Source organism: Kineosphaera limosa NBRC 100340 (assembly GCF_000298215.1).
GTDB classification, from domain to species: Bacteria; Actinomycetota; Actinomycetes; order Actinomycetales; family Dermatophilaceae; genus Kineosphaera; species Kineosphaera limosa.
On record NZ_BAHD01000007.1, the window covers coordinates 33,225 to 57,491 of the forward strand.

Consider the following 24,267-nt stretch of genomic DNA (forward strand, 5'->3'; position numbering starts at 1 on the left):
CCGGGAATTGCGAGAATTCGCGATGAAAGGACGGGAGAAGCTCGCGATAAATCGACGGTAAGTAGCCCGTGTTACGCGGGAATCGGCGTTGTGTTTCGCCCGTGCAAACTGGGATTCACGCGCTCGGCGTCTCCGTCGTGAGCAGCCGGCCGCCGACCGCCGGCGCGGTGGGCTGCGCCGGGTCGGCCTCGAGCAGCCACGCGAGGATGCCCTGACAGGCGTCCTTGCAGCCGCCGCAGCCGGTGCCGGCGCGGGTGGCCGCCGACAAGGCGGGCATCGTGCGTTCCCCGGCCTCGAAGGCCTCGACGAGCGCGGCTTTGCTGACTCCGTTGCAGCGGCAGATCGTCGCCGAGCCGGGGATATTGGCGGGGGTGGAGACGGCGCCCAGGCCGCCGCCGCGCCGCCCGGTCATCGGCACCAGCAGGTCAGCGGGATCCAGAGGTAGGGGGGAGTCTCGTTCGTAGGCCACGACGAGATCTGCGCCGAGCGCACCGGCTCCGACGAGGATGCCGGCGGCCAGCCGCCCGTCCCGCACGAGCAGCCGCAGACTGCGGCGGCCCGCCGGATCGTGCAGCGACAGCACCCGCGGCCTGGTCGAGGGCGCCGCGTCGTTCGCGGGAGGAGCCTCGTTCCACGCGGTGAGCTCGTCGGGGTCGACCGGCGTCGACTCCTCCGGTGTTGCCTCGTCGGGGAAGCGACCGAAGGCCACGACATCCAGGTCGGCTGCCTTGAGCCGCACGACCTCCTTGGGTTCGACCTCCTGCCCCCCTGCGCCGAACGGCGCCCTCTCGGCGGAGGCATCTGGGCAGAAGTCGGGCTCGCGGCCGAAGGTCGTACCTGCGGCGCGACGTGGGGCAGGGGTCGACGCGGCGGAGCGGATGGCGCGGGCGAGGCGCTCGGCTTGCTGCCAGCCGGGGGCCAGCAGGCCCGGGCAGCCGCCCTCGGCCGTCTGGGAGCAGTCACCGATGGCGGCGATCCGCGGGTCGGCGGGGGAGCGCAGGTCTGGGCCCACGAGAATCCCTTGCTCGCACGGCAGGCCTGCCGTCGCGGCGAGCTCGATGCGGGGGGCCACGCCCGCGGTGAGTAGCAGCGCGTCGCAGGCCAGCCGACGTCCGTCGGACAGCTCGACGCCGACGAGGGTGCCGTCCGCACCGCGCCGCAGACCCGCGGCGCGGACCCCGCGCACAACCGTGACCCCCAGGTCGCCCAGGGAGGCAGCCAGCACCGCACCGCGCTCGGCGTCGAGCTGCCGGTCCAACACGTGTGATCCGCTGTGCACCACGGCGACCCTGGCCCCCCGGCCCGCCAAGGCACGGGCCGCCTCGAGCCCGAGGAGGCCGCCGCCGAGCACGACCACGCGCGGGGGGTCGGCCGGCCGGGGCGATCTGCCGGCCAGCGCGAGCAGCTCGCGGCAGTCGTCGACGGTGCGTAACGCCCGAACTCCGGGCGGCAGGTCGTCGGGATCGCAGCGGTCGGGCAGCCCAGCCAGCGGTGGCACGCGCGGCGCTGCTCCCGTGGCGAGCACGAGCGTGTCGTAGGGGTGCTCGAAGCCCAAGTGATCGACCACGATCCGGCGCACGCGGTCGAGGGAGGCGACCGAGTGCCCCGCCAACACCCGCACGCCCTGCGGAGCGGTAGGCAGGGTGATGCCGCCGAGGTCGGCGCGCCCGGCGAGCACCTCGCTGAGCAGGATCCGGTTGTACGGCTCGTAGGGCTCGGCGCCGAGCACGGTGATCGACAGCCGCTCGGGTTGCAGATCGGCGGCGTTGCGGGCCAACTCGGCCACGAATCGATGGCCGACCAGGCCGTGTCCGACGACCAGCACCCGGTGGTGATCGGTAGTGGATGCGCTCACGCGCGGGCCTCCTCACTCAGCAGCGCGAGCCGCGCCGCCGGCGTGTCTGCGGAGGCGACGTCGACGGCGCACACCTTGAACTCGGGCATCCCGCTGATGGGGTCGGTGGTGGGATTGGTCAGCAGGTTCGCCCGCTGGCGCCCCGCGAAATGGAACGGCATGAAGACGACATCGGGTCGGATGCCGGTGGAGAAGACCGCGGTGGCGACGGCCACTGCGCGCTGCGAGGTCAGCCGCACGGGCGTGCCCTCCTCGATGCCCAGCCGGTCCGCCGTCACCGGATGCATCGTCACGGTGGCCTGCCGCTGCGCCCGCGCGAGCTGGGGCACCCGTCGGGTTTGCGCCCCCGACTGGTAGTGCTCGAGCACCCGCCCGGTCACCAGGTAGAGCGGCGCCTCCGGGCGCAGGTCGTCGGCGACGGGCGCGGCACTGACCGGCAGCATGCGGGCGCGCCCGTCGGGGGTGGCGAAGCGGTCGAGGAAGACCCGCGGCGTCCCCGGATGCTCGGCGCTCGGGCACGGCCAGTACAGCGCTTCGCGCGTCGCGCGCTCCATGGTGACGCCGCCGTAGTCCGCGATGCCGCCGGCGCTGGCGCGGGCCAGCTCGGCCAACACCTCGTGGGGGTCGTCGCTGAACGGCGCGGGCGCCGCCAGCCGCGCGGCCAGCTCACGCCACACCCACAGCTCGTCGCGCACGCCCGGCGGCGGTTCGATCGCTTTGTGCCGAGCCAGGATCCGCCCCTCGAGCGAGGTCATCGTGCCGGACTCCTCGGCCCACTGGGTGATCGGCAGCACCACGTCGGCCAGCTGTGCGGTCTCGGAGGGCACGAGGTCGGCCACGACGAGTAGGTCGAGGCGGCGCAACCGAGCCTCCAACGCTCCGGCATCCGGCGCCGAGACCACGGGGTTGGCGCCGTGCACGAACAGAGCCCTGATGCCGCCCTCGGCGGCGGGCCGGCCGACCTTCTTGAAGAGTTCGACGGCGGGGACCCCCGGCCCCGGCAGCAGCTCCGGATCGACGCCCCACACCTGCGCGACGTGCGCCCGCGCCGCGGGATCGCCGATCGAGCGGTAGCCCGGCAGTTGATCGGCCTTCTGGCCGTGTTCGCGGCCGCCCTGCCCGTTGCCCTGCCCGGTCAAGCAGCCGTAGCCGGAGCCGGGCACCCCCGGCAGGCCGAGCGCGAGCGCGAGACCGATCGCGGCGGTGACCGTGTCGGTGCCATGCGCGTGCTGCTCCGCGCCGCGGCCAGTCAGCACGTAGGCGCCCGCACCGCCGCGCCCGGGGGCGGCGGCGGCCAGCAGGTGGGCGGCGCGGCGCAGCAGATCGGCCGGCACCCCCGTCTCCCGCTCGACCCGTTCGGGCCACCACTGCGCCACCTCGCGGCGCACCGCGCCCACGCCGTCGACCCGCCGCCGCAGGTAGTCGGTGTCGGCCAGACCCTCGGCGAAGACCACGTGGGTCAGCCCGAGCAGGAGCTGCAGGTCGGTGCCCGGCAACGGTTGCAGATGCAGGCCGGCCTCGTCGTCGGTCAGCGCCGCCGTGGCGGTGCGGCGCGGGTCGACGACGAGCAGACCGCCCCGCTCGCGGGCCCCGCTCAGGTGTCGCAGTGCCGGCGGCATCGTCTCGGCGACATTGCTGCCGAGCAGCAGGATGGCGTCGGCTCCGGCGAGATCGGTCAGCGGGAACGGCAGCCCCCGGTCGAGCCCGAAGGCCCTGTTGCCGGCCGCGGCGGCGCTGCTCATGCAGAACCGACCGTTGTAGTCGATGAACGGCGTGCGCAGCGCCACGCGCGCGAACTTGCCCAGCGTGTACGCCTTCTCGTTGGTCAGGCCACCGCCCCCGAAGACCCCCACCGCGGACCGGCCGTGCGCCGCCCAGATATCGCGCAGACCCCCGGTGATCGCGCTCAGGGCGTCCTCCCAACTGGCCGGATGCAGAGCACCGTCCGGCCCGCGCAGCAGCGGGGTGGTGAGCCGGTCGGGCACGTCGAGCACCTGGGCGCTGGTCCACCCCTTGGCGCACAGGCCGCCGGCGTTCGTGGGAAAGTCGCGCGGGGTCACCTCCAGGCTCGAGGCTCGGTCGGACGTCTGCGCTGGGACGGTCAGCCGCATCCCGCACTGCAGGGAGCAGTAGGGGCAGTGCGTGTCGGTCATCGCGGCCTCAGATGCGTGCGGCGTCCGCGGCGCGGCCGCGCACGTAGACCACGTAGGTCGTCACCGCCATCGCCGCGTAGGCGCCGATGAACACCCACAGCGCCGCGGTCAGCGAACCGGTCATCGAGTTGCTCAGGGCGAACCCGCGCGGGATGAGGAAGCCACCCACTGCGCCGACGGCGCCGGCGATGCCGATGCACCCGGCCGCGGCCTTCTTGGCCCGCAGCACCCCCGCCGCCTCGGTGCCCGCGTCGCGGCGGAAGACCGCCGGGATCATTCGGTAGACCGAGCCGTTACCGACCCCGGTGAACACGAACAGCAGCAGGAACGACCCAAAGAACAGTGTGAAGTTCTGCCCGGTGATCCCGAAGATCGCCCCGACGGTTCCCAGCGACATCGCCGCGAAGCTGAGGATCGTGATCGGTGCCCCGCCGAAGCGATCGGCGAACATGCCGCCCAGCGGCCGCGACAACGACCCGACGAGCGCGCCCAGGAAGGCGATCGACAAGGACATGTCCGGAAACTGGCTCTTGAGCAGCGTCGGGAACGCCCCCGAGAACCCGATGAACGAGCCGAACGTGCCGATGTAGATGAACGAGATGATCCAGGTGTGTCGCATGCCGGCGGCGCGACCGAAGCTGCGCAGGTCCGAGGTCGTGCCGTCGAGGTTGTCCATGTGCCGCCAGGCCAGCCAGGCGGCCAGCAGGATGAGCGGTAGGAAGATGAGACCGGCCCGCTCGAGGGCCAGCCCGACGCCGGTGACGATGACCAGTGGCACCGCGAACTGCACCGCGGCGGTGCCCATGTTGCCGCCGGCGGCGTTGAGCCCCAGCGCCTTGCCCTTCTGCGCCTCGGGATAGAAGAACGAGATGTTGGCCATCGAGCTGGCGAAGTTGCCGCCGCCGAGCCCGGCCAGCGCCGCGACGAAGAGCAGCACCCCGAACGGGGTCGCCGGATTCTGCACGACGTAGACCAGCGCGAGCGTGGGAATGAGGAGGAGCAGCGCGGAGACGATGGTCCAGTTGCGCCCGCCGAACAGCGGCACGGCGAAGGTATAGGGCAGGCGTAGCGCCGCTCCCACGAGGGCCGGCACGGAAACGAGCCAGAACATCTGGTCGACGGTGAGGCTGAAACCCGCGGAGTTGAGCTGGGGCACGACGATGCTCCACAGCGCCCAGACCGCGAAGCCGAGGAACTCGGCGAAGACGGAGATGGCCAGGTTGCGGCGCGCGATCGCCGATCCGCCGCGGCCCCACTGGCCCGGGTCCTCCGGGTCCCAGTGCACGAGCCAACGTCCCGGGCGCTGGGTCAGGGCGACCCGTGGCTGCGGCAGGGTGGCGCCTGCGGTTGTCGCGCCTGCGGTGGCCGTGGTCACCGCGGGGGCGCCTGGCGTGTGCGAGGTGCTCGAGGTCACGATGATCGTCCTTCGTGCCGGGGCTCACCCTGGTGGTGAGCTCACCTCATCGACGGTAGGAACGCCCTGCGCCCGGGCGATTGCGTCGGTGTTGCCGAACGGTCAACTGGTTCTCACGGTCGGTGACTTGCGGGTGTGAGGTGGTGGCGTCAGCCGGTGAAATTGCCGTGGCGTCGCTACGGTTGGGGGCATGGCTGCGGTGCTGCATGTGCGTGGATCGGTGCTGGTCGGGGCGCACGACGTGCGCGATGAGGTGTGGGTGGTCGGCGGGCGGATCACGTTCGAGCCGCCCGGCGGCGGCGAGGTCGAGTCGGTCAGCGGATTCGTGTTGCCCGGGTTGGTCGACGCCCATTGCCACGTGGGCCTGGACAGCCGGGGAGCCGTCGACGAGCAGACGGCGCTCGAGCAGGCCGGTACCGAGCGCGACGCCGGCGCGTTGCTGTTGCGGGACGCAGGGTCCCCGGTGGACACCCGGTTTCTGCAGGAGCGCGACGACGTGCCTCAGATCATCCGCGCGGGCCGGCACATCGCCCGCCACCGCCGTTACATTCCAGGCGTCGGGGTCGAGGTGGAGCCCGACGAGCTCGTCGCGCAGGTGCGCGAGCAGGCCCGCCGCGGCGACGGCTGGGTCAAGTTGGTCGGCGACTGGATCGACCGCGACGCCGGCGATCTGCGTCCCTGTTGGCCGCGCGAGGCGCTCACGCAGGCCATCGCCGCCGCCCACGAGGAGGGCGCCCGAGTCACCGCGCACTGCTTCGGCGAGGAGTCGCTGCACGACTTCGCCGCCGCCGGCACCGACTGCATCGAACACGCCAGCGGCCTGAGCACCGACTCCATCGAGGCGTTCGCCGCCGCGGGCATCGCCATCGTGCCGACCCTGGTCAACATTGAGAACTTTCCCGCCTTCGCCGACGCCGGCCGCAAGAAGTTCCCCACCTACGCCGACCACATGATCGACCTGTGGGAGCGGCGCTACGAGACGATCGGCGCCGCGCACGAGGCCGGTGTGCCGATCTACGCCGGCACCGACGCCGGCGGTCAGGTCGCGCACGGACTGGTCGCCCAGGAGGTCGCTCAACTCGTGCGGGCCGGAATGTCGAACCTGGAGGCGATCAGCGCCGCAACGTGGGGCGCGCGGGAGTGGCTCGGTCGCCCCGGCCTGACCGAAGGCGCCCCCGCCGACCTCGTGGTCTACGACGCGGACCCCCGCACCGATGTCGCCGCGCTCGGCCGCCCGGCCCACATCGTGCTCCGCGGCCACCTTGTCCGCTGATCGCGGGGCGCCGCCCACGCTCGCCCGGCACGGGGAGCGGGTCCGCATCCACGTGCCCAGTCAGGCCGACGTACCGCCCTACCGCCGCGCCGTCCTGGCCAGTCAGGAGCGGCTGCGACCGTGGAACCCGGTCAACCCCGGCGACCTGGCCTACCACCTGCGCATGCAGTCCGAGGTCCACCGCACCTTCCTGATCCGGGCGCTCGAGTCGACCGGCAACCACGACATCGTCGGCAAGGTCAACGTCACCAACATCGTGCGGGGGCGGGCGCTGGCGGCGACCCTGGGCTACGACTCCTACGACCCGTACGCCGGCACCGGGCTCTTCACCGAAGGGCTGCGGCTGGTCGTCGACCTGGCCTTCGACGCCCCGCCGTGGGGGATGGGGCTGCACCGCATCGAGGCCAGCACCCAACCCGGCAACACGCGCAGCGCCGGTGTGCTGCGCGCCCTGGGGTTTCTGCCGCGCGGCGACTGGCCGGGCTTTCTGTGGCTCGGCGACGCCACGGGCCGGGACGCCTGGCGCGACCACATCACCTACGGGGTGATGCGCGAGCAGTGGCCGGCGCCGCCGTATGCAGCCCGGGTGCCCGCCCGACCCGCGTTGCTGCTGCTCGTACCCACAGCGCAGCAGGTACAGGTGCCGCGACCCCTGGCGCTGGCCCGCGCCGCGGCCGTCGAACTCGGCGTCAGCGTCGTGCGCGACGACGAGGAGAGCGACCCCTCCGGCTCGCAGCTGCAACGGTGCCTGGGCGACGCGGTGAGCGGAGTGGTCGTGCTCTCGGCGCGCGAGCCGCAGCGGCTGCTCGACCGAGTCTTCGACGCCGGCTTCAGCTCCCCGGTCGTGGCGGCGCTCGCGAGCATCGCCGGCGCCGCCGACATCGTGCGGCTGGCGCTGCAGGCCCGCGCCGGCGCCGGCGTCAGCGACCCGTGACCTGCGGGTGTGCGGGAGTCCGTCCGGCGTCTGGCACAATGTCACTCGTACCCGTCTGCCGTAGTCCCCTCTCGACCGCGGCCGGGCGCCTACACACCGAGCTACGGTTCCCCACGACATCCCCACAGTGGTCTTTCCATACACAGTGGTCTTTCCATAGTGGTCTTGCCGTGCTCACGATCAAGAAACAGGAGAAACGACCCACGTGGCCGTCAAGATTCGTCTGAAGCGAATGGGTGCCATTCGCAGCCCGTTCTACCGTGTCGTCGTCATGGACTCGCGCACCAAGCGCGATGGCCGTGCCATCGAGGAGATCGGGCTTTACCACCCGACGCGTGAGCCCTCGGTCATCGACATCAACTCCGAGCGCGCGCAGTACTGGCTCGGCGTCGGCGCCCAGCCAACCGACCAGGTGCTCAGCCTGCTCAAGGTGACCGGCGACTGGCAGAAGTTCAAGGGTGAGCCGGGCGCCGAGGGCACCCTCAAGCCGCAGCCCACCAAGCCCAGCAAGCGGGAGCTCTACGAGGCCGCCATGGCCGCCGCCGGCAAGGCCGACGACGACTTCGCGAAGAGCGGACCGACGCGCAAGAAGGCCGCCAAGGCCGAGGCGCCGGCCGAGGCCGCTGCTCCTGCGGCCGCCGAGACCGCTGAGGCCGCTGAGGTCCCGGCGGCCGAGGCTGCCGAGGCGGGCGCGGACTCCACCACCGAGGCCTGATCGTGCTCGAGGAGGCCCTCGAACACCTCGTCAAGGGCATCGTCGACAACGAGGACGAGGTCGTGGTGCGCCGCAAGGAGCTGCGTCGTGGCGAGGTTCTCGAGGTGCGGGTGCACCCGGACGATCTCGGTCGCGTCATCGGCCGTTCGGGTCGCACCGCCAGCGCACTGCGCACCGTGGTCGGAGCGCTGGCCGGAGGCAGGCCGGTACGGGTCGACATCGTCGACACCGACCGGGTGCGCTGAGCCGGAGCCCGACGTACTTCCCGGACGGTTCGCACCGCGTCTTCCCGCGTCTGAACGCAGCTGAAGCGGACGAATCAGCCGAAACGCACCGACAGGGGCGTGCCTCCTGGGCACGCCCCTGTCGCGCATACACCGAACTTCTCCAGGTAGAACCACCGTCTTTTCGACCACCGGAGGTGCCAGGTAGATGGCCAAGGAGGCGCTCGTCGCCCGGATCGGCAAGCCGCACGGCCTTCGCGGGGAGGTGACGGTGCAGGCGCACACCGACGTCCCGGCGGAGCGGTTCGTGCCGGGAACCGTGTTCGCGACACAACCCGAGCGCGGCGCGCTGACGCTGCGGTCCGCCCGGCTGCACCAGGGCATCTGGCTGCTGGGCTTCGAGGAGGCCGCCGACCGCACCGCGGCCGAGGCACTGCGCCGCACCCGCCTCGTGGCCCACGTGGACCTCGACGATCCCGACGATGACGACGACGCCTGGTACGCCGAAGAACTGGTCGGTCTGCCCGTGCGCGATGTCGACGGTGCGGTGATCGGTGAGGTGACCGATCTGGTCACCCGGCCCGCCCAAGATCTGCTGCAGGTGCGCCTGCGCGACGGTCGCACCGGGCTCGTGCCGTTCGTCGAGGCGCTGGTGCCCAGCGTCCAGGCCGGCGCCGGGGCCGAGGACCCGCACGTCGTGCTCGACGCCCCCGACGGTCTCTTCGACCTCGGCTGACGGGGGAGGCCCGACATCGTGCGCATCGACGTCCTGACGATCTTCCCGCAATACCTCGCGCCGCTGGAGCTCTCCCTTATCGGCAAGGCTCAGCGCGACGGGCTGCTCGACGTGCGGGTGCACGACTTGCGCGAGTTCGCCCACGACCGCCACCGCACCGTCGACGACACCCCGTACGGCGGGGGAGCCGGGATGGTGATGAAGCCCGAACCGTGGGCGGCGGCGCTCGATGCGCTCGTGGCACCGGCCAAGGGATCGGCAGTGGCAGTGGCATCGGCATCGGCATCGGCCACACCGCTACTCATCGTGCCCGGCCCCGCCGGGCGCCCGTTCACGCAGGCGTTCGCCGCCGAGCTGGCGACCCGGCCGTGGCTGGCGTTCGCGTGCGGCCGCTACGAAGGCATCGACGAGCGGGTCTACGAGTACGCGGCCGACGACCTCGGGTTGCGGGTCGAGGTCGTCTCGCTCGGCGACTACGTGCTCAACGGCGGGGAGGTCGCGGTGCTGGCGATGGTCGAGGCCATCGCCCGACTAGTGCCGGGCGTTGTCGGCAACGCCGAGTCGCTCGTCGAGGAGTCGCACAGCGACGGGCTGTTGGAGTATCCCGTGTACACCAAGCCGGCGAGCTGGCGCGGCCGCGACGTGCCCCCGGTGCTGCTGGGCGGTGATCACGGCAGGATCGCCGCCTGGCGCCGCGAACGCAGCATCGAACGCACGGTCGCGCGCCGCCCGGACCTGCTCCCCGCGGCGGCCCTCACGGGACTCCCGAGCGACGATGTCGAGGGCGGCGCCCTACGGATCACCACCGCGGTGCCCGCCGACGCCGCGGAGCTGCTCGTGCTGCAGCGGTGCTGCTGGCTGGCGGAGGTGCGCGACAACGGCGACTGGGACATTCCGCCGGTCACCGAGGAGCTCGACGACGTGCGCCGCGACCTCTCCCAGTGGTCGCAGTGGGTGGTGCGCGACCCCTCCGGGCGGCTTGTCGGTGGGGTCCGCGCCCGCCTGCACGGCAACGGCTGGGAGATCGGCCGGCTCATGCTCGCCCCCGATGTGCGCGGGCGCGGGCTGGGCAAGGCGCTGCTGGAGCACGCGGAGGCCGCGGCCCCCGCCTCCGCCGACATCGCCTATCTCATCACCGGCCAGGCGAGCGCGGCCAACCTGCGCCGCTACAAACGCGCCGGATACCGGCCCGCCCGCCCGGGCGAGACGGGCTCCGACCCGTTCCGCGGGACCGTCGAACTCGTCAAGCCGCTGCGACGCGCGTAGCCACCTGCCGGCGCCGCGACCACCAGACCAGCGCTGCTGCGCTCACGCCGATGACGGCGATCTGGACGAGCATGAACGGGCCGCCGACGCCGGCGCTGCGGTCGAACATCTGGGTGACATCCGTGGTGTAGGAGGCGACCGCCCCCGCCACGACGTTGTTCACGACGTGGATCGCGATCGCCGCCTCCAGGCCCCCGGTCAGTTGCGTCGCGATCGACAGGGCTACCCCGAAGGCGAGGTAGTAGAGGTTGAGCCACGGGTCGGTCGCCAGGTGAGCCGAGGCGAACAACACGGCCGAGACCGTGGTGCCGCCGATGAGCGCGGCCCGCTGCCCGCTGAACCACGAGCCGGCGGCGCGCTGCACGTAGCCGCGGAAGAAGATCTCCTCCGCCGCCGCCTGCAGGGGCATCAGCAGCACCCCGATGAGCAGGAACGTGAGCCACTGGGGGCTGCGGCCGCCGCCGCCCTGGTCGGCGAACAGCGGCGTGAACACGATCATGTAGGCCAAGAACAGGACGAGCAGCAGCGGTACCGGCGTCAGGATCAGCTGCCAGCGCAGGCGCTGCTGCACCGAGGAGTTCCACCCCCACGACTGCCGGTGGATGACCCGCACCAGAAACCAGGTGATGGGGATGAGCGCGACGAGGCCCAACAGGCTCCCGGCATAGACCATCGGGGTCATGGCGGTGAAGTCGAAGGGTCGCCCGAAAACGGAGGCGTCGATCGCCATCGCCCCCAGGGACGCCGCGAAGCTCGCGACGAGCATGAGGATCATGCCGAGCGGGATGCCGACGGCCGGCTTCCACCAGCGGGCTTTCGTCGTGCGCAGGGTGCTTGAGTACGGCAGGCCGGGTGTCGGTGCCCCCGGTGGGACAAGGTCGGCGTTGAGGTGACTCATGTCTCCACCATCACCCATCGGGTGGGTGCGTGCGGCGGACGGCTGTCATCGGAGCCCATGACGAAGGCAGGCTGCTGCGATGACATTGTCACGGGGTACTCGCGCGCCGGCAGGCGCGACGATTTCGGCCGACCGAGCTCGTTGTGGCAGACTGGATTCTCGCGTCCGCTCCGCGTTCGTGCCCCTGCCACAGGGGGGTGAGCACTCCGGGATTCCCGGTCGCCGCGGACCAAACCCAACACTTGTCGGCACTCGGTGTGACACCGAGCGCCCCCGAATCCGTGGGTGACCTGTGGCACCGCGAGAAAGCGACTTGGCCATGCACAAGCTCGACGTTGTCGATGCTCCCAGCCTCCGCGACGACATCCCGGCGTTCCGCGCCGGTGACACCGTCAAGGTGCACGTCAAGGTCATCGAGGGCACGCGCTCCCGAGTGCAGATCTTCCAGGGCGTCGTCATCCGCCGCCACGGCCGCGGCATCGGCGAGACCTACACCGTGCGCAAGGTCAGCTTCGGCGTCGGGGTCGAGCGCACCTTCCCGGTGCACTCCCCGGTCGTGGAGAAGATCGAGGTCGTTACCCGCGGCGACGTGCGCCGCGCCAAGCTGTACTACCTGCGCAACCTGCGCGGCAAGGCCGCCAAGATCCGCGAAAAGCGCTGACACACGCGGGGATTCGCCCCGCCTTCGCAGTTGCGACACGGCCTGGGTCGGTCACGGCCCGGCTGCGTCGCCTGCTCAGCTTCGGCAGGTAGCGTGCCGCACGTGCGAGACGACAGGACGGCCAGATGAGCGACGGTTCTCAGCGGGACCCAGCGGATGCCGCGAAACCCTCGGACTCCACCTCAGAGGCGTCGGGGACAGGAGCAGGTGACGACGGCAGGCAGGAGAGCCGGAGCGCCACCCGTACCCAGGAGCGCGCCGGTGGCCCCTCGCAGGGCAACAGCATCGGGCGCAGCCTGCTGATGTTCCTCAAAGAGGTCGTCATCGTCGTCGTCCTGGCGGTCGTCCTCTCCCTCGTGCTCAAGACGTGGTTCGTGCAGTCCTTCTGGATTCCGTCGGGCTCGATGAACAACACGCTCGTCAAGGACGACCGGGTCAGTGTCTCCAAACTGACCCCTCGGTTCTTCGACCTCAAGCGGGGCGACATCGTCGTCTTCGCGGACCCGGGCGAATGGCTCACCGACGTCGTCCCGCCGCAGCAGGGTCCCGTCGCCGAGCGGATCAACTCGGTGCTCTCGTGGGTCGGTCTGCTGCCCAACGACGAGGGCAATCACCTCATCAAACGGATCATCGGCCTGCCCGGTGACAAGGTGCAGTGCTGCACGGCCGACGGACGGCTGCTGGTCAACAACGCTCCCATCACCGAGCCGTACGTCTACCCCGGTGACCGGCCCAGCGACATCACGTTCGACATCACGGTGCCGGCCGATCACCTGTGGGTCATGGGCGACCACCGCTCCAACTCCAAGGACTCCCGGTACAACGACGCGCCCGCGGACAACGGGAGCCTCGGCTCCGTGCCGATCGACAATGTGGTCGGCCGAGCCTTCGCCGTCGTGTGGCCACTGAGCAAGCTGAGCTGGCTGAGCACCCCCGAGAGCACGTTCGCGCGGGTGCCCGATCCCGGCGCAGCGCCGGCGGACCCAACGCCCGGTGAGCCGGGGCAGACCAGCCCCGCGCCGCCCGCGACGGAGCCGACCCCGGCCCCCACACCGTCTCCGAGCCCCACGGCGGCCACCCCCGCCGGGACGCCGTGAGCGGCAGGCCCCCCACTGGTAGCGAGGTCGGAGCGCGAACCCCGGCGGTTCGGCGGGCTCGTCGACCCACGTGGTCGAGCAAGCCGTCGCTGCGGGTCGAGCGCGACCTGCAGCGCCAGGGGTACCGGCTCGTGGCCGGCATGGACGAGGTCGGCCGCGGAGCGTTGGCCGGGCCCGTCAGCGTCGGGGTCGTCGTGATCGACGAGGGCTGCCGATCCGCGCCGACCGGTTTGAAGGACTCCAAACTGCTGCCCGCGCGCCGCCGCGAGGAGCTCGTGGCCCCCGTGCGGCGCTGGGCTCTGGCCTTCGGGGTCGGGCACGCCAGCGCCGCCGAGATCGACGCCGTCGGGATCATGGCGGCCCTGCGGTTGGCGGGCCGGCGCGCTCTGGCCGCGGCCGGGGTGCGACCCGATGTCATCGTGCTCGACGGCAACCACGACTGGCTGACCGATCCGCGGCGCGAGGGACTGCTGGGATTCACCGAGCCCGAGCCGGCCGCCCTCGCCGGTCACCCGGCCACCGAGGTCGCCGATGCCAGCGAGGCCAGCGAGTCGCTGTCCGGCGAGGTGCCGCTCGTGCGCACCCTCATCAAGGGCGACATGCGCTGCTCCTCGGTGGCGGGCGCCTCCGTGCTGGCCAAGGTCGAGCGCGACGCGATGATGGTGTCGCTGGCCGCGCAGTACCCCGAGTACGGCTGGGTCGGCAACAAGGGCTACGCGGCGACCGAGCACCGCGCCGCCCTGCTGCGCTTGGGGGCCTGTGAGCTGCACCGACGGTCGTGGAACCTGCTGGCTGCCCCCACCGCGAGCGATCCCGAAGGCGACGAGCCGAAGTGTGCCGACGACGGGCCGGAGAAGCGGGGTTGTGACACCGCCGGCGACTCGGCCGCCCGGGGGCTTCGCGGTAGCGCGGGCATGAGTGATGATGGGCTGGCGTCCCCGGCGGGGGCGCAACTGCTGGACGTGGAGGTGAGCCGGGCGTGAGTTCTGAAGACCTGGAGAAGTACGAGACCGAGATGGAGCTGCAGCTCTATCGGGAGTACCGCGACGTGGTCGGACTGTTCTCGCACGTCGTCGAGACCGAGCGCCGGTTCTACCTGTGCAACTCCGTCGACGTGAAGGTGCGCGGCGACGCCGGCGAGGTGTACTTCGACGTCTCGATGTCGGACGCCTGGGTGTGGGACGTCTACCGCCCAGCGCGGTTCGTCAAGAACGTGCGCGTGGTGACATTCAAGGACGTCAACATCGAAGAGCTCGCCAAGTCCGACCTCGAGTTGCCCGACGACGATAAGTTCTCTTCCTGATCCACAAGCCTCCAGCGCCGGTGGGGCCCATCCACAGGTAGGCGTCGCTGCGTCTGCGCGCAGGGGTCTGTTCGCGGTAGGTCTGCTGCCCAATCGAGGAGTGAAGGGGCAGCGGATCATGGGCGGACGTAATCGCGCGGTGGGCGCCTACGGTGAGCGGGTGGCCGCGCGTCGGCTCCTCGAGTTGGGCTACGAGATCTTGGCGACCAACTGGCGCTGCCGGGAGGGGGAGGTCGACATCATCGCCCTCGACGGCACCTGCCTGGTCGTCGTCGAGGTCAAGACCCGCACGAGCGACCGCTTCGGCTCCCCGATCGAGGCCATCACGCCGCGTAAGGCCGCGCGGCTGCGCCGATTGGCGGGCACCTGGCTGGCGCAGCACCCGCACGTGGCCAGCCGCCGCGTGCGCATCGACATCGTCGGCGTCCGGCAGCCGCCGCGCGGTGCCGCTGAGGTGACCCACCTGATGGGCGTCTGAGCGGAGCCTGTTGGGGGCTTCTCCGCACGAATCGCCGTCCACAGGGGGCATCGGGTCCCGGGGTGCATCCACAGGCGACTAGGCCGAATTCTGCGGGCCGAGGCACTCCTTGCCTAATGTCCGGGCCGTGACCGACAACCTCTTTCTCCACCAACTCCACCAACTCCACCAGCTCGACCAGAGCGCCGCCGCCTGGGGCGTGCCAATGCCGCTCAGCGCCGCTGGCGCCGCCCCGGTCCGCCGCGCCGCCGAGCCCGCGAACCGATCGGGGCACCGGCCATGACGATGGGGTTGACACGCTGTGTCGCGCTCGACGGCATCGCGGGAGCGGTCGTCGACGTCGAGGCCGACATCGTCAAGGGGCTGCCGGCATTCGCGATCTCCGGGCTGCCCGATGCAGCGTGCCGACAGAGCGCCGACCGGGTCAAGGCGGCCGCCGCCAACCTCGGGCGCTCGCTGGCGCAGGACCGGATCACCGTCAACCTCTCCCCGGCGTGGCTGCCGAAGGTCGGCTCGACCTTCGACCTGGGCATCGCGGTCGCGGTGCTCGCCGCGACGGGAGCGCTGCAGCAGCGGTATATCGCCGACGTCGTGCACATCGGTGAGGTGGGCCTCGACGGCACGATCCGGCCGGTGCGCGGCGTGCTGCCGCTGGTCCTGGCCGCGGTGCAGGCGGGGCATCGGGAGGTCGTGGTGCCCGCCGCCAATGCCGCGGAGGCGGCGCTCGTCTCCGGGGCACGAGTCGTGCCGGTGACGACCCTGGCCGAGGTGATCGCCCGCTACGAGGCGCTCGCTGACGGCCGCCCCGTCGCCGAGGTGTCGGTACCGGCAGGCGAGGCTTCTCGACCCGGGCCGATGCGGGACCTTGGTGAGATCGCTGGGCAGACGGAGGCCCGCTTCGCCCTCGAGGTTGCGGCCGCAGGCGGGCACCACCTCTTCCTGCTCGGGCCGCCGGGCGCCGGCAAGACGATGCTCGCCGAGTGCATGCCTGGGGTGCTACCGCGGCTGGGTGAGCAGGACGCGATGCAGGTCACAGCGATCCACTCGCTGCTGGGGCAGTTGGAAGACGGCTCGATGATGCGGCGGGCGCCGTTCGTCGCGCCGCACCACGACGCCTCGTTGGCCGCGCTGGTCGGCGGCGGCAGCGCGGCGGTGCGCCCGGGGCTCATCTCCCAGGCGCACGCGGGGGTGCTGTTTCTCGACGAGTCGACCGAGTGTCCAGTCCTCGGCCGGTGCATTGCGAAGCAGGTCGAGCGCTTCGCGAGCCTCGGCCCGCAGGGGCGCGAACCGCCGGTAACGTGGTGTGCCAGGACGACCCGTCCTCTTCTGGGTCGTGGTTCGTGATACGGGCGAGGTCTTCACATACGGGCTCACGACATCGAGCACGGCAAAGAGCAGGGCCTGCGTCCGGTAGAACCTCTTGGTGCACGGTCCGTCAACACTGAGCGCGACCAGCTCGTCCAGGAGTGGCGTGAACATCCGAGTGCGGTTCTCTCCGAGGCGGAGTATCTGGGCCGACTCGGAGTAGATCTCGTCGGCGAAGTCATGGGCATCGAGCCGGTCTGCAAGCAGCTCGGCATGCTGCCAGAAGACCTGGTCGACGACGTAGTCTCGGTCCAGGTAGAGCGTGGTGACGGTGACAAGATCTTCGGGTTCGCCACCACACAGGGTGTTGGCACCCAGGGCCACGACGTCACCGGCGCAGACGGGCTTCTCACCAAACTCGCTGAGCACGATCGCAGATCCTGCGCGGACGAAGATCAGCTTGACGCAGTCATGCGCCACGGGCGCGATAGGCACACGGATGCTGCAAGTGCGAGCAATGATTGGTTGAAGGCGCGCCGAAGGCATACATGCCTGCTACGGCCGACCCGCACCAGGCGTGGGCCGGGTCATGGCGCGCAGCCTCTCATTGCGGTCGCTGGTGGGGCGCCACGAGGTCTAGGAACCAGAGACGTCACGGGGCTGACCCCCAGAGGGGGGGTCGGGCAGCCCTACCCCAGCGCGTCGCGGCGAGCAGCCCACTGGCCGACCGGTCGCGCCATGGTGAAGTCGGGGTGGTCATAGTCGGCGTTCTTGGTCCTCTCCTCCGGCAGCAATGGTGCTTGGATCCCCGCCCAAGGGCCTGCCACGGCTTCTGCCGCGTGTGTGGTCTCCCACCGGGCATCACGGTAAAAAATGTAGCAGATAGTACAATTGACCGCCTGTGGCTGAGTTCGCGGTCGCCGCGTCGGTGTCGAGTCGCGGGCGAAGGGGGTGAGACGTGTCGTAGCTCCCGAGCGGGAGATGTCACCGTCATGCGCGGGAGACTTAGCGCACTATAGAACGAGTTCTACCTCAGTCTTGGACCTAACTAGGGCATCGCAGGCTGCGAGATTCCCAACCCATACTCACGCCATTGGTATCAAAGATCGTACTTGACGGTACATAAATGGCTCTGGCATCGTGATGTGCTGTGAGTGGAGATCCTCGTGTGGCCAACGGTTGGGGTGCCGAGCATCGGCGTGCCCAGGCCGAGCAGATCAGTTGTGCCGACGTGGTCGATGCGCTGGGTCGTCGTCACCGCCACCGTGCGCACATCCTGGGGCTGGAGAGTCCCACCCCCGGCAGGGTCCTCTTCGGACCAGTCGTGACTATCGCCTTCTTCCCCAGTTGCGCTGCCAGCGTCGACCCCGCTGTACACGATTTCCGATCGCTGATCCGTGAGGCGGTTGGCGACGACGCCGAGGGAAAGGTCCTCGTGCTCGCGACCAACGGCCATCCAGGCGTCTCGGTCGGTGGTGGAACGAAGCTTGGCCGCGTTCACCACTACGGGCTCGACGGGGTGCTGACAGATGGCCGGCTCCGGGACTACGCCGAGCTTCGAACGTACGGGTTCACCGCGTACTGCGCCGGGGAAGCGGTCGAGGCTGGCGGTGCGCTGATCACTCCACACCAGGCGAACGTTCCCGTGGTGCTGGATGGTGTCGGCATCATGCCGGGCGACTACGTTCTCGCCGACGGATCGGGGGCGGTCATCATCCCCGGCGCGGAGATCGACGAGGTCCTACTCGGTGCGACAGCGGTGAAACAGGAGGACGCGCGCTTCCGTGAGCAAATCGCGCAGGAACGCGCCAGTGCCGGGGAGAGCGCCCGGGGAGAGCGAGAGCGATGACCGAGCCGGGACGCGACGAGCGGACAGAACCATCACCAGACGCTGGAACGGGAGATAGCCCTGGCTCCCGCAGCGCTTCTCGACACCACGCCGAGCCGGAGGCGGGCGACCACTCCAACGACAGCGTTGGCCGCGAGATGTTCGCTTGCCCGCACTGCGGGCACCAACTCAGCATGTTCAGAGAAGCGCGGTCGAGCCCCGGAGACAAGGCCGCTGCCTGGGTGGCGAGCGTCGCGGGCTCATGGCCGTTCCTGCTAATCCTGGTGGTGGCGATTCTCGCGTGGTTTGTCGTGAACACTATCCTGCCGCTCTTTTATCCCCACCCGACGGCCATGCTGGACTATCTAGGAACGGCTCTGGCGATCGTCGCGGCTCTGCAGGGACCGCTGATTCTGCTCACTCAGCGACGGGAGTCGGACCGGGACCGTGCGCGAGACATCGAGACGTTCCACATCTCTCAGAACACCGAAGCCGATCTGCACTCGATCAGTCATGCCATCAACTCGGTTCTTGAGCAGTGGGAACGCGACCGGTCGTCAGGTGCCGTTGACGTACCGGGAGGTGGCGGTACGGCTGAGAAACCGCGGACGGGAGCCACTCGATCGCAGGACTCATCGTGACCTCCGAGGCTGGCGGGTTCAGTCCAGATCGGGAGCACGGTGAGTGAGAAGAAGCCGCGACGGCTGACCGCCAAGGGCGAGGCCACTCGCCTGCGTATCGTCGCGGCAGCCGCCGATCTCATGTACTCGCAGGGCGTCGAGGCCACCAGCGTTGACGATGTCATAGAGGCCAGTGGAACGGGCAAGTCTCAGGTTTACCACTACTTCTCGGACAAGACCGAGTTGGTTGAGGCAGTCGTGAGGGCCCAGATTGAGCGGGTGCTTGGCGAGCAGGCACCATTCCTCGACGACCTGCGCACGATGCGCGGCTTCGAGCGTTGGCGGGATGCGATCGTGGTAGGAGTGCGTGGTTGGCGAGGTGCTCACGGCTGTCCGATGGGGTCGCTGGCGAGCGAAATCGCTGGCCGGTCTGAGACTGCGCGTGAGAATCTCCAGCGAGGATTCAGCGTCTGGCAGCACTGGTTCCGTCTCGGACTGGAGCGCATGCAGGACTCAGGCGAGCTACGGCCGGACGCAGATGCTGAGGAACTCGCCGTCGGTCTGATGGCGGCTGTCCAAGGCGGGTACCTCCTCGTCAAGACCACACGGGACGAGCGCAGCATGGCAATCGCGCTCGACATGGCTCTCGACTCCATCCGCGTCGCGCTGAGCGCCGCAGAGTGAACTGCGGAGGAGAGCACATGCCTTCTGAGGCACGAGTCCCAGAGCCCGCGGACGATTCCACGAGCCATGCCGTGAGGAGGAGTTCTGCCCCGGCCTTTCACAGTTCGAGCTCTCTCCACTCGATGCCTCCCGAGCATGATGGTGCGAGTCAGGCCACGGCCAGCTTGCGGGCAATGGTCGACCGGGTTCCTGAAGGCTGGACCGTCGTCGCATACGAAGGTCGCTCATACGGATTGACCCGGACCACGCGAGTGCAGGGCCAGAGCATCAGCATCTCGGCCGAAGAGCTAGGAGGCGAAGACCTGATCAGCGCCAACGTGTACCGCACTCGCAAAGCAGAGCACCTACGGCCCTGTGAGGTATCCGAAGCCAAGGTGCTGGCATTCCTGCGCGGGTGGACGCCCGCATGACCCCTCGCGACACTCTGTCAGCAGGATCAGGAATCCACGCCGAATCCTCTGGTGTGGCTTCATCGACTACGAGGACCACGACATGTTGGCATGGCCCCGTTTAGAGATTCCACGCCTGGATGTGCACGGGCCCGCAGTCTCGGTCTATGACACTGAGAAGCGATCGTTGGTGACGTTGCGGCCGGACGACGCCGCGCGGATGTACGTCTGTGGTATCACACCGTACGACTCCACTCATCTCGGCCATGCGGCCACCTACGTCGGCTTCGATCTGCTTAACCGCGCCCTTCGAAACGCTGGGCGCGATGTCATCTATGTCCAGAACGTGACCGACGTCGATGACCCGCTGCTGGAACGCGCCCACGCGCGAGGCATTCCCTGGAGTGATCTCGCACAACGCGAGATCGAGCGATTCCGGCAGGACATGACAGCCTTACGCGTGCTGCCACCCGCGCATTACATCGGGGTTGCCGAGACCGTCACCAAGATCATCTCTCGCATCGAGATGTTGAAAGAACGCGGCTCCATCTACCGAGTGGGGATCGACCTCTACTTCGAGGTGTCTGCCGACCCATCCTTCGGCCGTATATCGTCACTCGACCGCGACGTGATGCTGAAGGACTTCGCCGAGCGTGGTGGTGACCCCGACCGGAAAGGCAAGCGCGATCCGCTCGACTGTCTGGTTTGGCGCGGCGAGCGGCCAGGGGAGCCGTTCTGGCCCAGTCCGTGGGGGCCGGGACGACCCGGATGGCACATCGGATGCACCACAATCGCCCAGGAATATCTGGGACCATCCTTCGACGTACAGGGTGGAGGACGAGACCTGGCATTCCCGCACCACGAGATGTCCGCAGGACTCGGTCATGTCATTCATCCACAGCATCGGTTCGCGCAGACCTTCGTCCATGCCGGGATGGTTGCCTACGACGGCCAGAAGATGTCGAAGTCGCGCGGAAACCTGGTCTTCGTCTCCTCTCTGCGAAAGCAAGGAGTGGACCCTGTGGCCATCCGCCTCGCCCTCATGCGGCACCACTACCGATCAAGCTGGCAGTGGACAGACGCCGAACTCCCTGCCGCACTCGTCACGTTGAAGCAGTGGCGGCGTGCCCTGGCGCTCGGTAGCGGGGCGCCGGCAGCACCGGTCGTGCAGGCCGTGCTATCGGCACTAGCCGCCGACCTGGACGCTCCGGCCGCGGTTACCATTGTGCAGGCGTGGGTTGACGCCTCGCTTGGTACCGACACTGTGGCGGACAAGCGAGACAGCTCTGCCTCTATGACGGTTCGACGTCTGGCGGACGCTTCACTCGGTCTCCTGCTCTGATCGGATCACCCCGGACTGGGAATATTCGGCCATCGTGCACGAGCTGGCTACGCCTGCGTCCAGGTGGTGCCGGAGGTGTGGTCCTGGATGGCGATCCCAGCACTAGCCAGTTCGTTCCGGATGCGGTCGGCTGTGGAGAAGTCTCCTGCGTCTCGCGCATGAGAGCGATTCGCGAGCAGGACCTCGACGAGGGTAGAGATCGTGCTGCTCTGCACGTCGGCTCGCGGGGCGGTCGTGAAGCCGCCGGGCTCGGCTCCTAACACTTCGGTCATCGCGAGCACCGATTCGTACGCGGACATGACGGCAGCTGCATCGCCGTTATCCAGAGCGATGTTGCCCGCGCGCACGTGGTCGTGTAATACCGCGAGCGCCGCTGGAACATTCAGATCGTCGTCGAGCGCGGCCGCAAAGGCAATGGGCGGCTTCGGGACGTCGGATGCTGTGTTCGCGAGCTGTGTTCGTGCGCGGCGCTGGAAGGTCGCGATTCTCGTGACCGCAGCTTCGGTGTGCGCGAGGGCTTCCTGGTGATAGTCCAAGGCGCTGCGGTAGTGCGCGCTGAGCAGGTAGTAACGCAGGGTCGCCGGGCCGACGCGGCGGAGGAGTTCGTCGGCATACAGAGAGTTGTCTAGCGACTTGGCCATCTTCTGACCGCCGACGGTGACGAGGCCGTTGTGCACCCAGTACTTGGCGAACTCCTCGCCTGCTGCGGTGGACTGGGCAAGCTCGTTCTCATGGTGCGGGAACCGCAGGTCGAGGCCACCTCCGTGGATGTCGAATGCACGGCCGAGGTAGTGCCTGGACATCGCCGAGCACTGTATGTGCCATCCCGGCCTGCCGGTTCCCCATGGTGAGCGCCAACGAGCGGATGCTGGGTCGCTGGGCTTGGCTCCCTTCCAAAGCGCGAAGTCGCGGGGATCGGTCTTTGCCCCGCCAGGCCCTTCGTCAGGGTCCACCACGGCGTCGGGGGTCTGCCGGGTGAGCGTGCCGTATGCCTGCCAGCTGCTGACATCGAAGTAGACGTCGCCGGAGCCGTCGCCGGCGACGTAGGCGTGTCCGCGGCGAAGGAGTCGTTCGATCAGGGTCAGTGCTTGCGGGATGTGACCGGAGGTTCGGGGTTCATGGGTTGGCGGGAGAACACCCAACGCGGTGTACGAGCGCGCGAACTCCGTCTCGACACGGTAGGCGCGTGCCCACCATGGTTCAGTCTCGGTTGCTAGGTCCAGAACCTTGTCGTCGACGTCGGTGACGTTGCGAACGAGGGTGACCGCGTAGCCGCGGTGGGTGAGCCAGCGTCGCCAGAGATCGTAGACGAGGGCGCTACGAAGGTGCCCGATGTGCGGCGCGGACTGCACGGTCGGCCCGCACACATAGATGGAGACTCGTCCTGGGGTCAGCGGGACGAAGCTACGTAGCTCCCGGACAGCACTGTCGTAGATGCGAAGCATCAGTCCGCAGCCTCCTGCCTGGTAGAAGCCGCGATCGCGACGAGCGGACCAGTCATAGGCGGGGCACCCTGATGTAGTCCAGGCCCGAGAGGTTCACTAGCGTCTCTCGGAAACCGCGGACGATGACGCCCAGGACCGCCTGACAATGGCCGCATCGCATGACTGCACCCATGGCCGTGATGAAGACATGCGCGCAGGCGAGGTTGAAAGAGCTGCCGCAGCCCCGGCACCTGCCGACCGTCACAGTGATCTCGATACCGAGAGCAGTCGCGAACGCACCCGCGAGGGCGTTTCCGTCGACGTGAGTCATCGACTGCCTCCAAATCGTTCCGTACGAATCTGCGTGGGGTCGTGGCCCAGTTCGACAAGCCAACCGGCGACGGCCTCAACGAACGATGTCGGTCCGCAGACGAAGATGCGTGGCGACAGCGACGCGGGAAAGGTCGACGCTGCGAGCGCCTCACGCGTCAGCCGTCCAGGTGGCCGGCCCGCTCCAGGTGCTGACTCGCGCGTGTAGACAATCTCGACGACGGTTCGTGAGAGCTCTGCCAGTTCGTCAGCGAAGAACTCATCGCGCGGACTGCGGACCGAGTACAGCAGCCGAAACTCAGCACCTTTCAACTCACGTTCACGCGCCGAGGCCATCGAGAACAAGGGCACAACCCCTGAGCCGCCCGCGATGAGCTGAACCGGTGACTGCTCGGGCTCAGCGGGGATCCAGACGAAGAAGCGTCCGAGCGGTCCTTGTACCTCGACTTCTTCACCTTCCGCGAGCTGACGCACAAGAAACGGCGACACCTCGCCCCCGGGTAGCTCCTGGACCACCAGCACGACCCGTGTCGACTCACCCGAAGACGCCAGCGAGTAAGACCGGGACGCCTGGTACCCGCCCGGTGCCGTGAGCCGGATGTCGAGATGAGCTCCGGCGTCGTTTCCAGGCCAGGTCGGCACAGCCAGTTCAAGACGCACGGCCGAGCCGGTCTCAAACTGCCGACTGATCACCCGCCCGAGGTGCCACCGGACTCGGTTAGAGGTGATCACCAGTAGCGCTCCTCCCGCCACGGGTCGCCACGGAGGTGATAGCCGTTCTGTTCCCAGAACCCCGGGTCGTCCGAGGGCATCATCTCCATCCCGCGAACCCACTTCGCGCTCTTCCAGAAGTAGAGGTGAGGCACGAGAAGTCGAGCAGGACCTCCGTGCTCGGGCCTGAGAGGCTCGCCCTCCGCTTCGGTGGCTACCCATGCCTGACCATCGAGCAGATCCTCGAGAGGGAGGTTGGTGGTGTATCCGCCGTAACTACGGACCATCACATAGTCGTAACTGGTCTCGACATCCTCGAACAGCCGGTCTATGGGCACGCCACGCCAAGCCATGTCCAGCTTCGACCAGTGGGTGACGCAGTGGATATCGGTGACGATGTCTTCGACGCCCACCTCCTGAAGCTCACTCCAGTTCCATCGGTGCGCGACCTGGTCCTCGGTCGTGATCGTGAAGCTCCATCGGCTCTCGTCGACATTGGGCGTGGGTCCCGTCGAGAGCACCGGCCAGTCGTAGACGTGGGTCTGCCCAGGAGGCAGTCGCGGGTCACTGGAGCCACCTCGTCCTCCGAAACCGCTGTTGATCACTGTCATGGCTACCCCTTCCTCC

Annotated in this window: 24 protein-coding genes; 16 read left to right on the forward strand and 8 right to left on the reverse strand. The window is 69.2% G+C overall.

Annotation, left to right across the window (positions count from 1 at the left end):
* Positions 1 to 115 precede the first annotated feature (115 nt).
* Genes KILIM_RS02930 through KILIM_RS02940 form a run of 3 tightly spaced genes read right to left on the reverse strand, consistent with a single transcriptional unit; the run spans position 116 to position 5,422 of the window.
* The gene (locus KILIM_RS02930; protein ID WP_006591123.1) at positions 116 to 1,855 is read right to left on the reverse strand and encodes an FAD-dependent oxidoreductase; all 1,740 of its coding nucleotides are present in this window, start codon (positions 1,853 to 1,855) and stop codon (positions 116 to 118) included.
* Positions 1,852 to 4,008: a molybdopterin oxidoreductase family protein gene (locus tag KILIM_RS02935; protein WP_006591124.1), complete on the reverse strand. Its 2,157-nt coding sequence runs from the start codon at positions 4,006 to 4,008 to the stop codon at positions 1,852 to 1,854. Before KILIM_RS02935 ends, KILIM_RS02930 begins: the two co-directional genes overlap by 4 nt.
* A 7-nt stretch (positions 4,009 to 4,015) precedes the next feature.
* A complete protein-coding gene (locus KILIM_RS02940) occupies positions 4,016 to 5,422 on the reverse strand; it encodes an MFS transporter (RefSeq protein ID WP_006591125.1) in 1,407 nt (468 codons plus the stop codon).
* A 190-nt stretch (positions 5,423 to 5,612) separates the two neighbouring features.
* On the opposite strand from KILIM_RS02940, the gene KILIM_RS02945 reads away from it, so the two are divergent.
* The 6 genes from KILIM_RS02945 to trmD all read left to right on the forward strand — a co-directional run bounded on the left by KILIM_RS02945 (position 5,613) and on the right by trmD (position 10,570).
* The gene (locus tag KILIM_RS02945) at positions 5,613 to 6,695 is read left to right on the forward strand and encodes an amidohydrolase family protein (RefSeq protein WP_006591126.1); all 1,083 of its coding nucleotides are present in this window, start codon (positions 5,613 to 5,615) and stop codon (positions 6,693 to 6,695) included.
* Positions 6,685 to 7,629 (forward strand): GNAT family N-acetyltransferase, encoded by a 945-nt coding sequence (locus tag KILIM_RS21990; protein WP_006591127.1) that lies wholly within the window; start codon positions 6,685 to 6,687, stop codon positions 7,627 to 7,629. The genes KILIM_RS02945 and KILIM_RS21990 overlap by 11 nt, the downstream gene beginning before the upstream one ends.
* Before the next feature lie 205 nt (positions 7,630 to 7,834).
* Complete coding sequence (gene rpsP / locus KILIM_RS02955; RefSeq protein ID WP_006591128.1) at positions 7,835 to 8,344, forward strand: 30S ribosomal protein S16; 510 nt, start codon at positions 7,835 to 7,837, stop codon at positions 8,342 to 8,344.
* 2 nt (positions 8,345 to 8,346) lie between these two features.
* The gene (locus KILIM_RS02960) at positions 8,347 to 8,589 is read left to right on the forward strand and encodes an RNA-binding protein (protein WP_006591129.1); all 243 of its coding nucleotides are present in this window, start codon (positions 8,347 to 8,349) and stop codon (positions 8,587 to 8,589) included.
* 187 nt (positions 8,590 to 8,776) lie between these two features.
* The gene (rimM, locus tag KILIM_RS02965) at positions 8,777 to 9,304 is read left to right on the forward strand and encodes a ribosome maturation factor RimM (protein WP_006591130.1); all 528 of its coding nucleotides are present in this window, start codon (positions 8,777 to 8,779) and stop codon (positions 9,302 to 9,304) included.
* A gap of 18 nt (positions 9,305 to 9,322) precedes the next feature.
* A complete protein-coding gene (gene trmD, locus KILIM_RS02970; protein ID WP_006591131.1) occupies positions 9,323 to 10,570 on the forward strand; it encodes a tRNA (guanosine(37)-N1)-methyltransferase TrmD in 1,248 nt (415 codons plus the stop codon).
* Here trmD and KILIM_RS02975 read toward each other — a convergent pair.
* Positions 10,548 to 11,468, reverse strand: a complete 921-nt coding sequence (locus KILIM_RS02975; RefSeq protein WP_006591132.1) for a CPBP family intramembrane glutamic endopeptidase — start codon at positions 11,466 to 11,468, stop codon at positions 10,548 to 10,550. The genes trmD and KILIM_RS02975 overlap by 23 nt on opposite strands.
* A 319-nt stretch (positions 11,469 to 11,787) precedes the next feature.
* Between KILIM_RS02975 and rplS the strand changes: the two genes are divergently transcribed.
* From rplS to mshC, 10 genes are all read left to right on the forward strand, one after another.
* Positions 11,788 to 12,129, forward strand: coding sequence for a 50S ribosomal protein L19 (gene rplS, locus KILIM_RS02980; RefSeq protein ID WP_006591133.1), 342 nt, complete (start codon positions 11,788 to 11,790; stop codon positions 12,127 to 12,129).
* A gap of 125 nt (positions 12,130 to 12,254) precedes the next feature.
* Positions 12,255 to 13,226, forward strand: a complete 972-nt coding sequence (gene lepB / locus KILIM_RS02985) for a signal peptidase I (protein ID WP_006591134.1) — start codon at positions 12,255 to 12,257, stop codon at positions 13,224 to 13,226.
* An 89-nt stretch (positions 13,227 to 13,315) separates the two neighbouring features.
* Positions 13,316 to 14,209 carry a ribonuclease HII gene (rnhB, locus tag KILIM_RS02990; protein WP_276511150.1) on the forward strand — a complete coding sequence of 298 codons (894 nt, stop codon included), beginning with the start codon at positions 13,316 to 13,318 and terminating at the stop codon, positions 14,207 to 14,209.
* Complete coding sequence (locus tag KILIM_RS02995) at positions 14,206 to 14,529, forward strand: DUF2469 domain-containing protein (RefSeq protein WP_006591136.1); 324 nt, start codon at positions 14,206 to 14,208, stop codon at positions 14,527 to 14,529. Before rnhB ends, KILIM_RS02995 begins: the two co-directional genes overlap by 4 nt.
* 100 nt (positions 14,530 to 14,629) lie before the next feature.
* Complete coding sequence (locus tag KILIM_RS03000) at positions 14,630 to 15,007, forward strand: YraN family protein (protein ID WP_306302322.1); 378 nt, start codon at positions 14,630 to 14,632, stop codon at positions 15,005 to 15,007.
* 279 nt (positions 15,008 to 15,286) lie between these two features.
* Positions 15,287 to 16,351, forward strand: coding sequence for an ATP-binding protein (locus KILIM_RS03005; RefSeq protein ID WP_006591138.1), 1,065 nt, complete (start codon positions 15,287 to 15,289; stop codon positions 16,349 to 16,351).
* A 1,129-nt stretch (positions 16,352 to 17,480) separates the two neighbouring features.
* A complete protein-coding gene (locus KILIM_RS03010; protein WP_006591140.1) occupies positions 17,481 to 18,161 on the forward strand; it encodes an RraA family protein in 681 nt (226 codons plus the stop codon).
* Positions 18,162 to 18,334: 173 nt separating this feature from the next.
* A complete protein-coding gene (locus KILIM_RS03015) occupies positions 18,335 to 18,781 on the forward strand; it encodes a DUF1003 domain-containing protein (protein WP_157551415.1) in 447 nt (148 codons plus the stop codon).
* A 39-nt stretch (positions 18,782 to 18,820) separates the two neighbouring features.
* Positions 18,821 to 19,444 (forward strand): TetR/AcrR family transcriptional regulator, encoded by a 624-nt coding sequence (locus KILIM_RS03020; RefSeq protein ID WP_006591142.1) that lies wholly within the window; start codon positions 18,821 to 18,823, stop codon positions 19,442 to 19,444.
* 492 nt (positions 19,445 to 19,936) lie between these two features.
* The gene (mshC, locus tag KILIM_RS03025; protein ID WP_006591144.1) at positions 19,937 to 21,175 is read left to right on the forward strand and encodes a cysteine--1-D-myo-inosityl 2-amino-2-deoxy-alpha-D-glucopyranoside ligase; all 1,239 of its coding nucleotides are present in this window, start codon (positions 19,937 to 19,939) and stop codon (positions 21,173 to 21,175) included.
* 47 nt (positions 21,176 to 21,222) lie between these two features.
* Here the strand turns inward: mshC and cysS are convergent, their stop codons facing one another.
* The 4 genes from cysS to KILIM_RS03045 are packed head-to-tail and all read right to left on the reverse strand — an operon-like array spanning position 21,223 to position 24,251.
* Positions 21,223 to 22,623 carry a cysteine--tRNA ligase gene (cysS, locus tag KILIM_RS03030; protein WP_040562003.1) on the reverse strand — a complete coding sequence of 467 codons (1,401 nt, stop codon included), beginning with the start codon at positions 22,621 to 22,623 and terminating at the stop codon, positions 21,223 to 21,225.
* Between the two features lie 49 nt (positions 22,624 to 22,672).
* Positions 22,673 to 22,930: a DUF6510 family protein gene (locus KILIM_RS25410; protein ID WP_006591146.1), complete on the reverse strand. Its 258-nt coding sequence runs from the start codon at positions 22,928 to 22,930 to the stop codon at positions 22,673 to 22,675.
* Positions 22,927 to 23,661 carry an FAD-binding oxidoreductase gene (locus KILIM_RS03040; protein WP_006591147.1) on the reverse strand — a complete coding sequence of 245 codons (735 nt, stop codon included), beginning with the start codon at positions 23,659 to 23,661 and terminating at the stop codon, positions 22,927 to 22,929. Before KILIM_RS03040 ends, KILIM_RS25410 begins: the two co-directional genes overlap by 4 nt.
* Positions 23,658 to 24,251, reverse strand: a complete 594-nt coding sequence (locus tag KILIM_RS03045) for a molybdopterin-dependent oxidoreductase (RefSeq protein ID WP_006591148.1) — start codon at positions 24,249 to 24,251, stop codon at positions 23,658 to 23,660. The genes KILIM_RS03040 and KILIM_RS03045 overlap by 4 nt, the downstream gene beginning before the upstream one ends.
* Between the last annotated feature and the right edge of the window lie 16 nt (positions 24,252 to 24,267).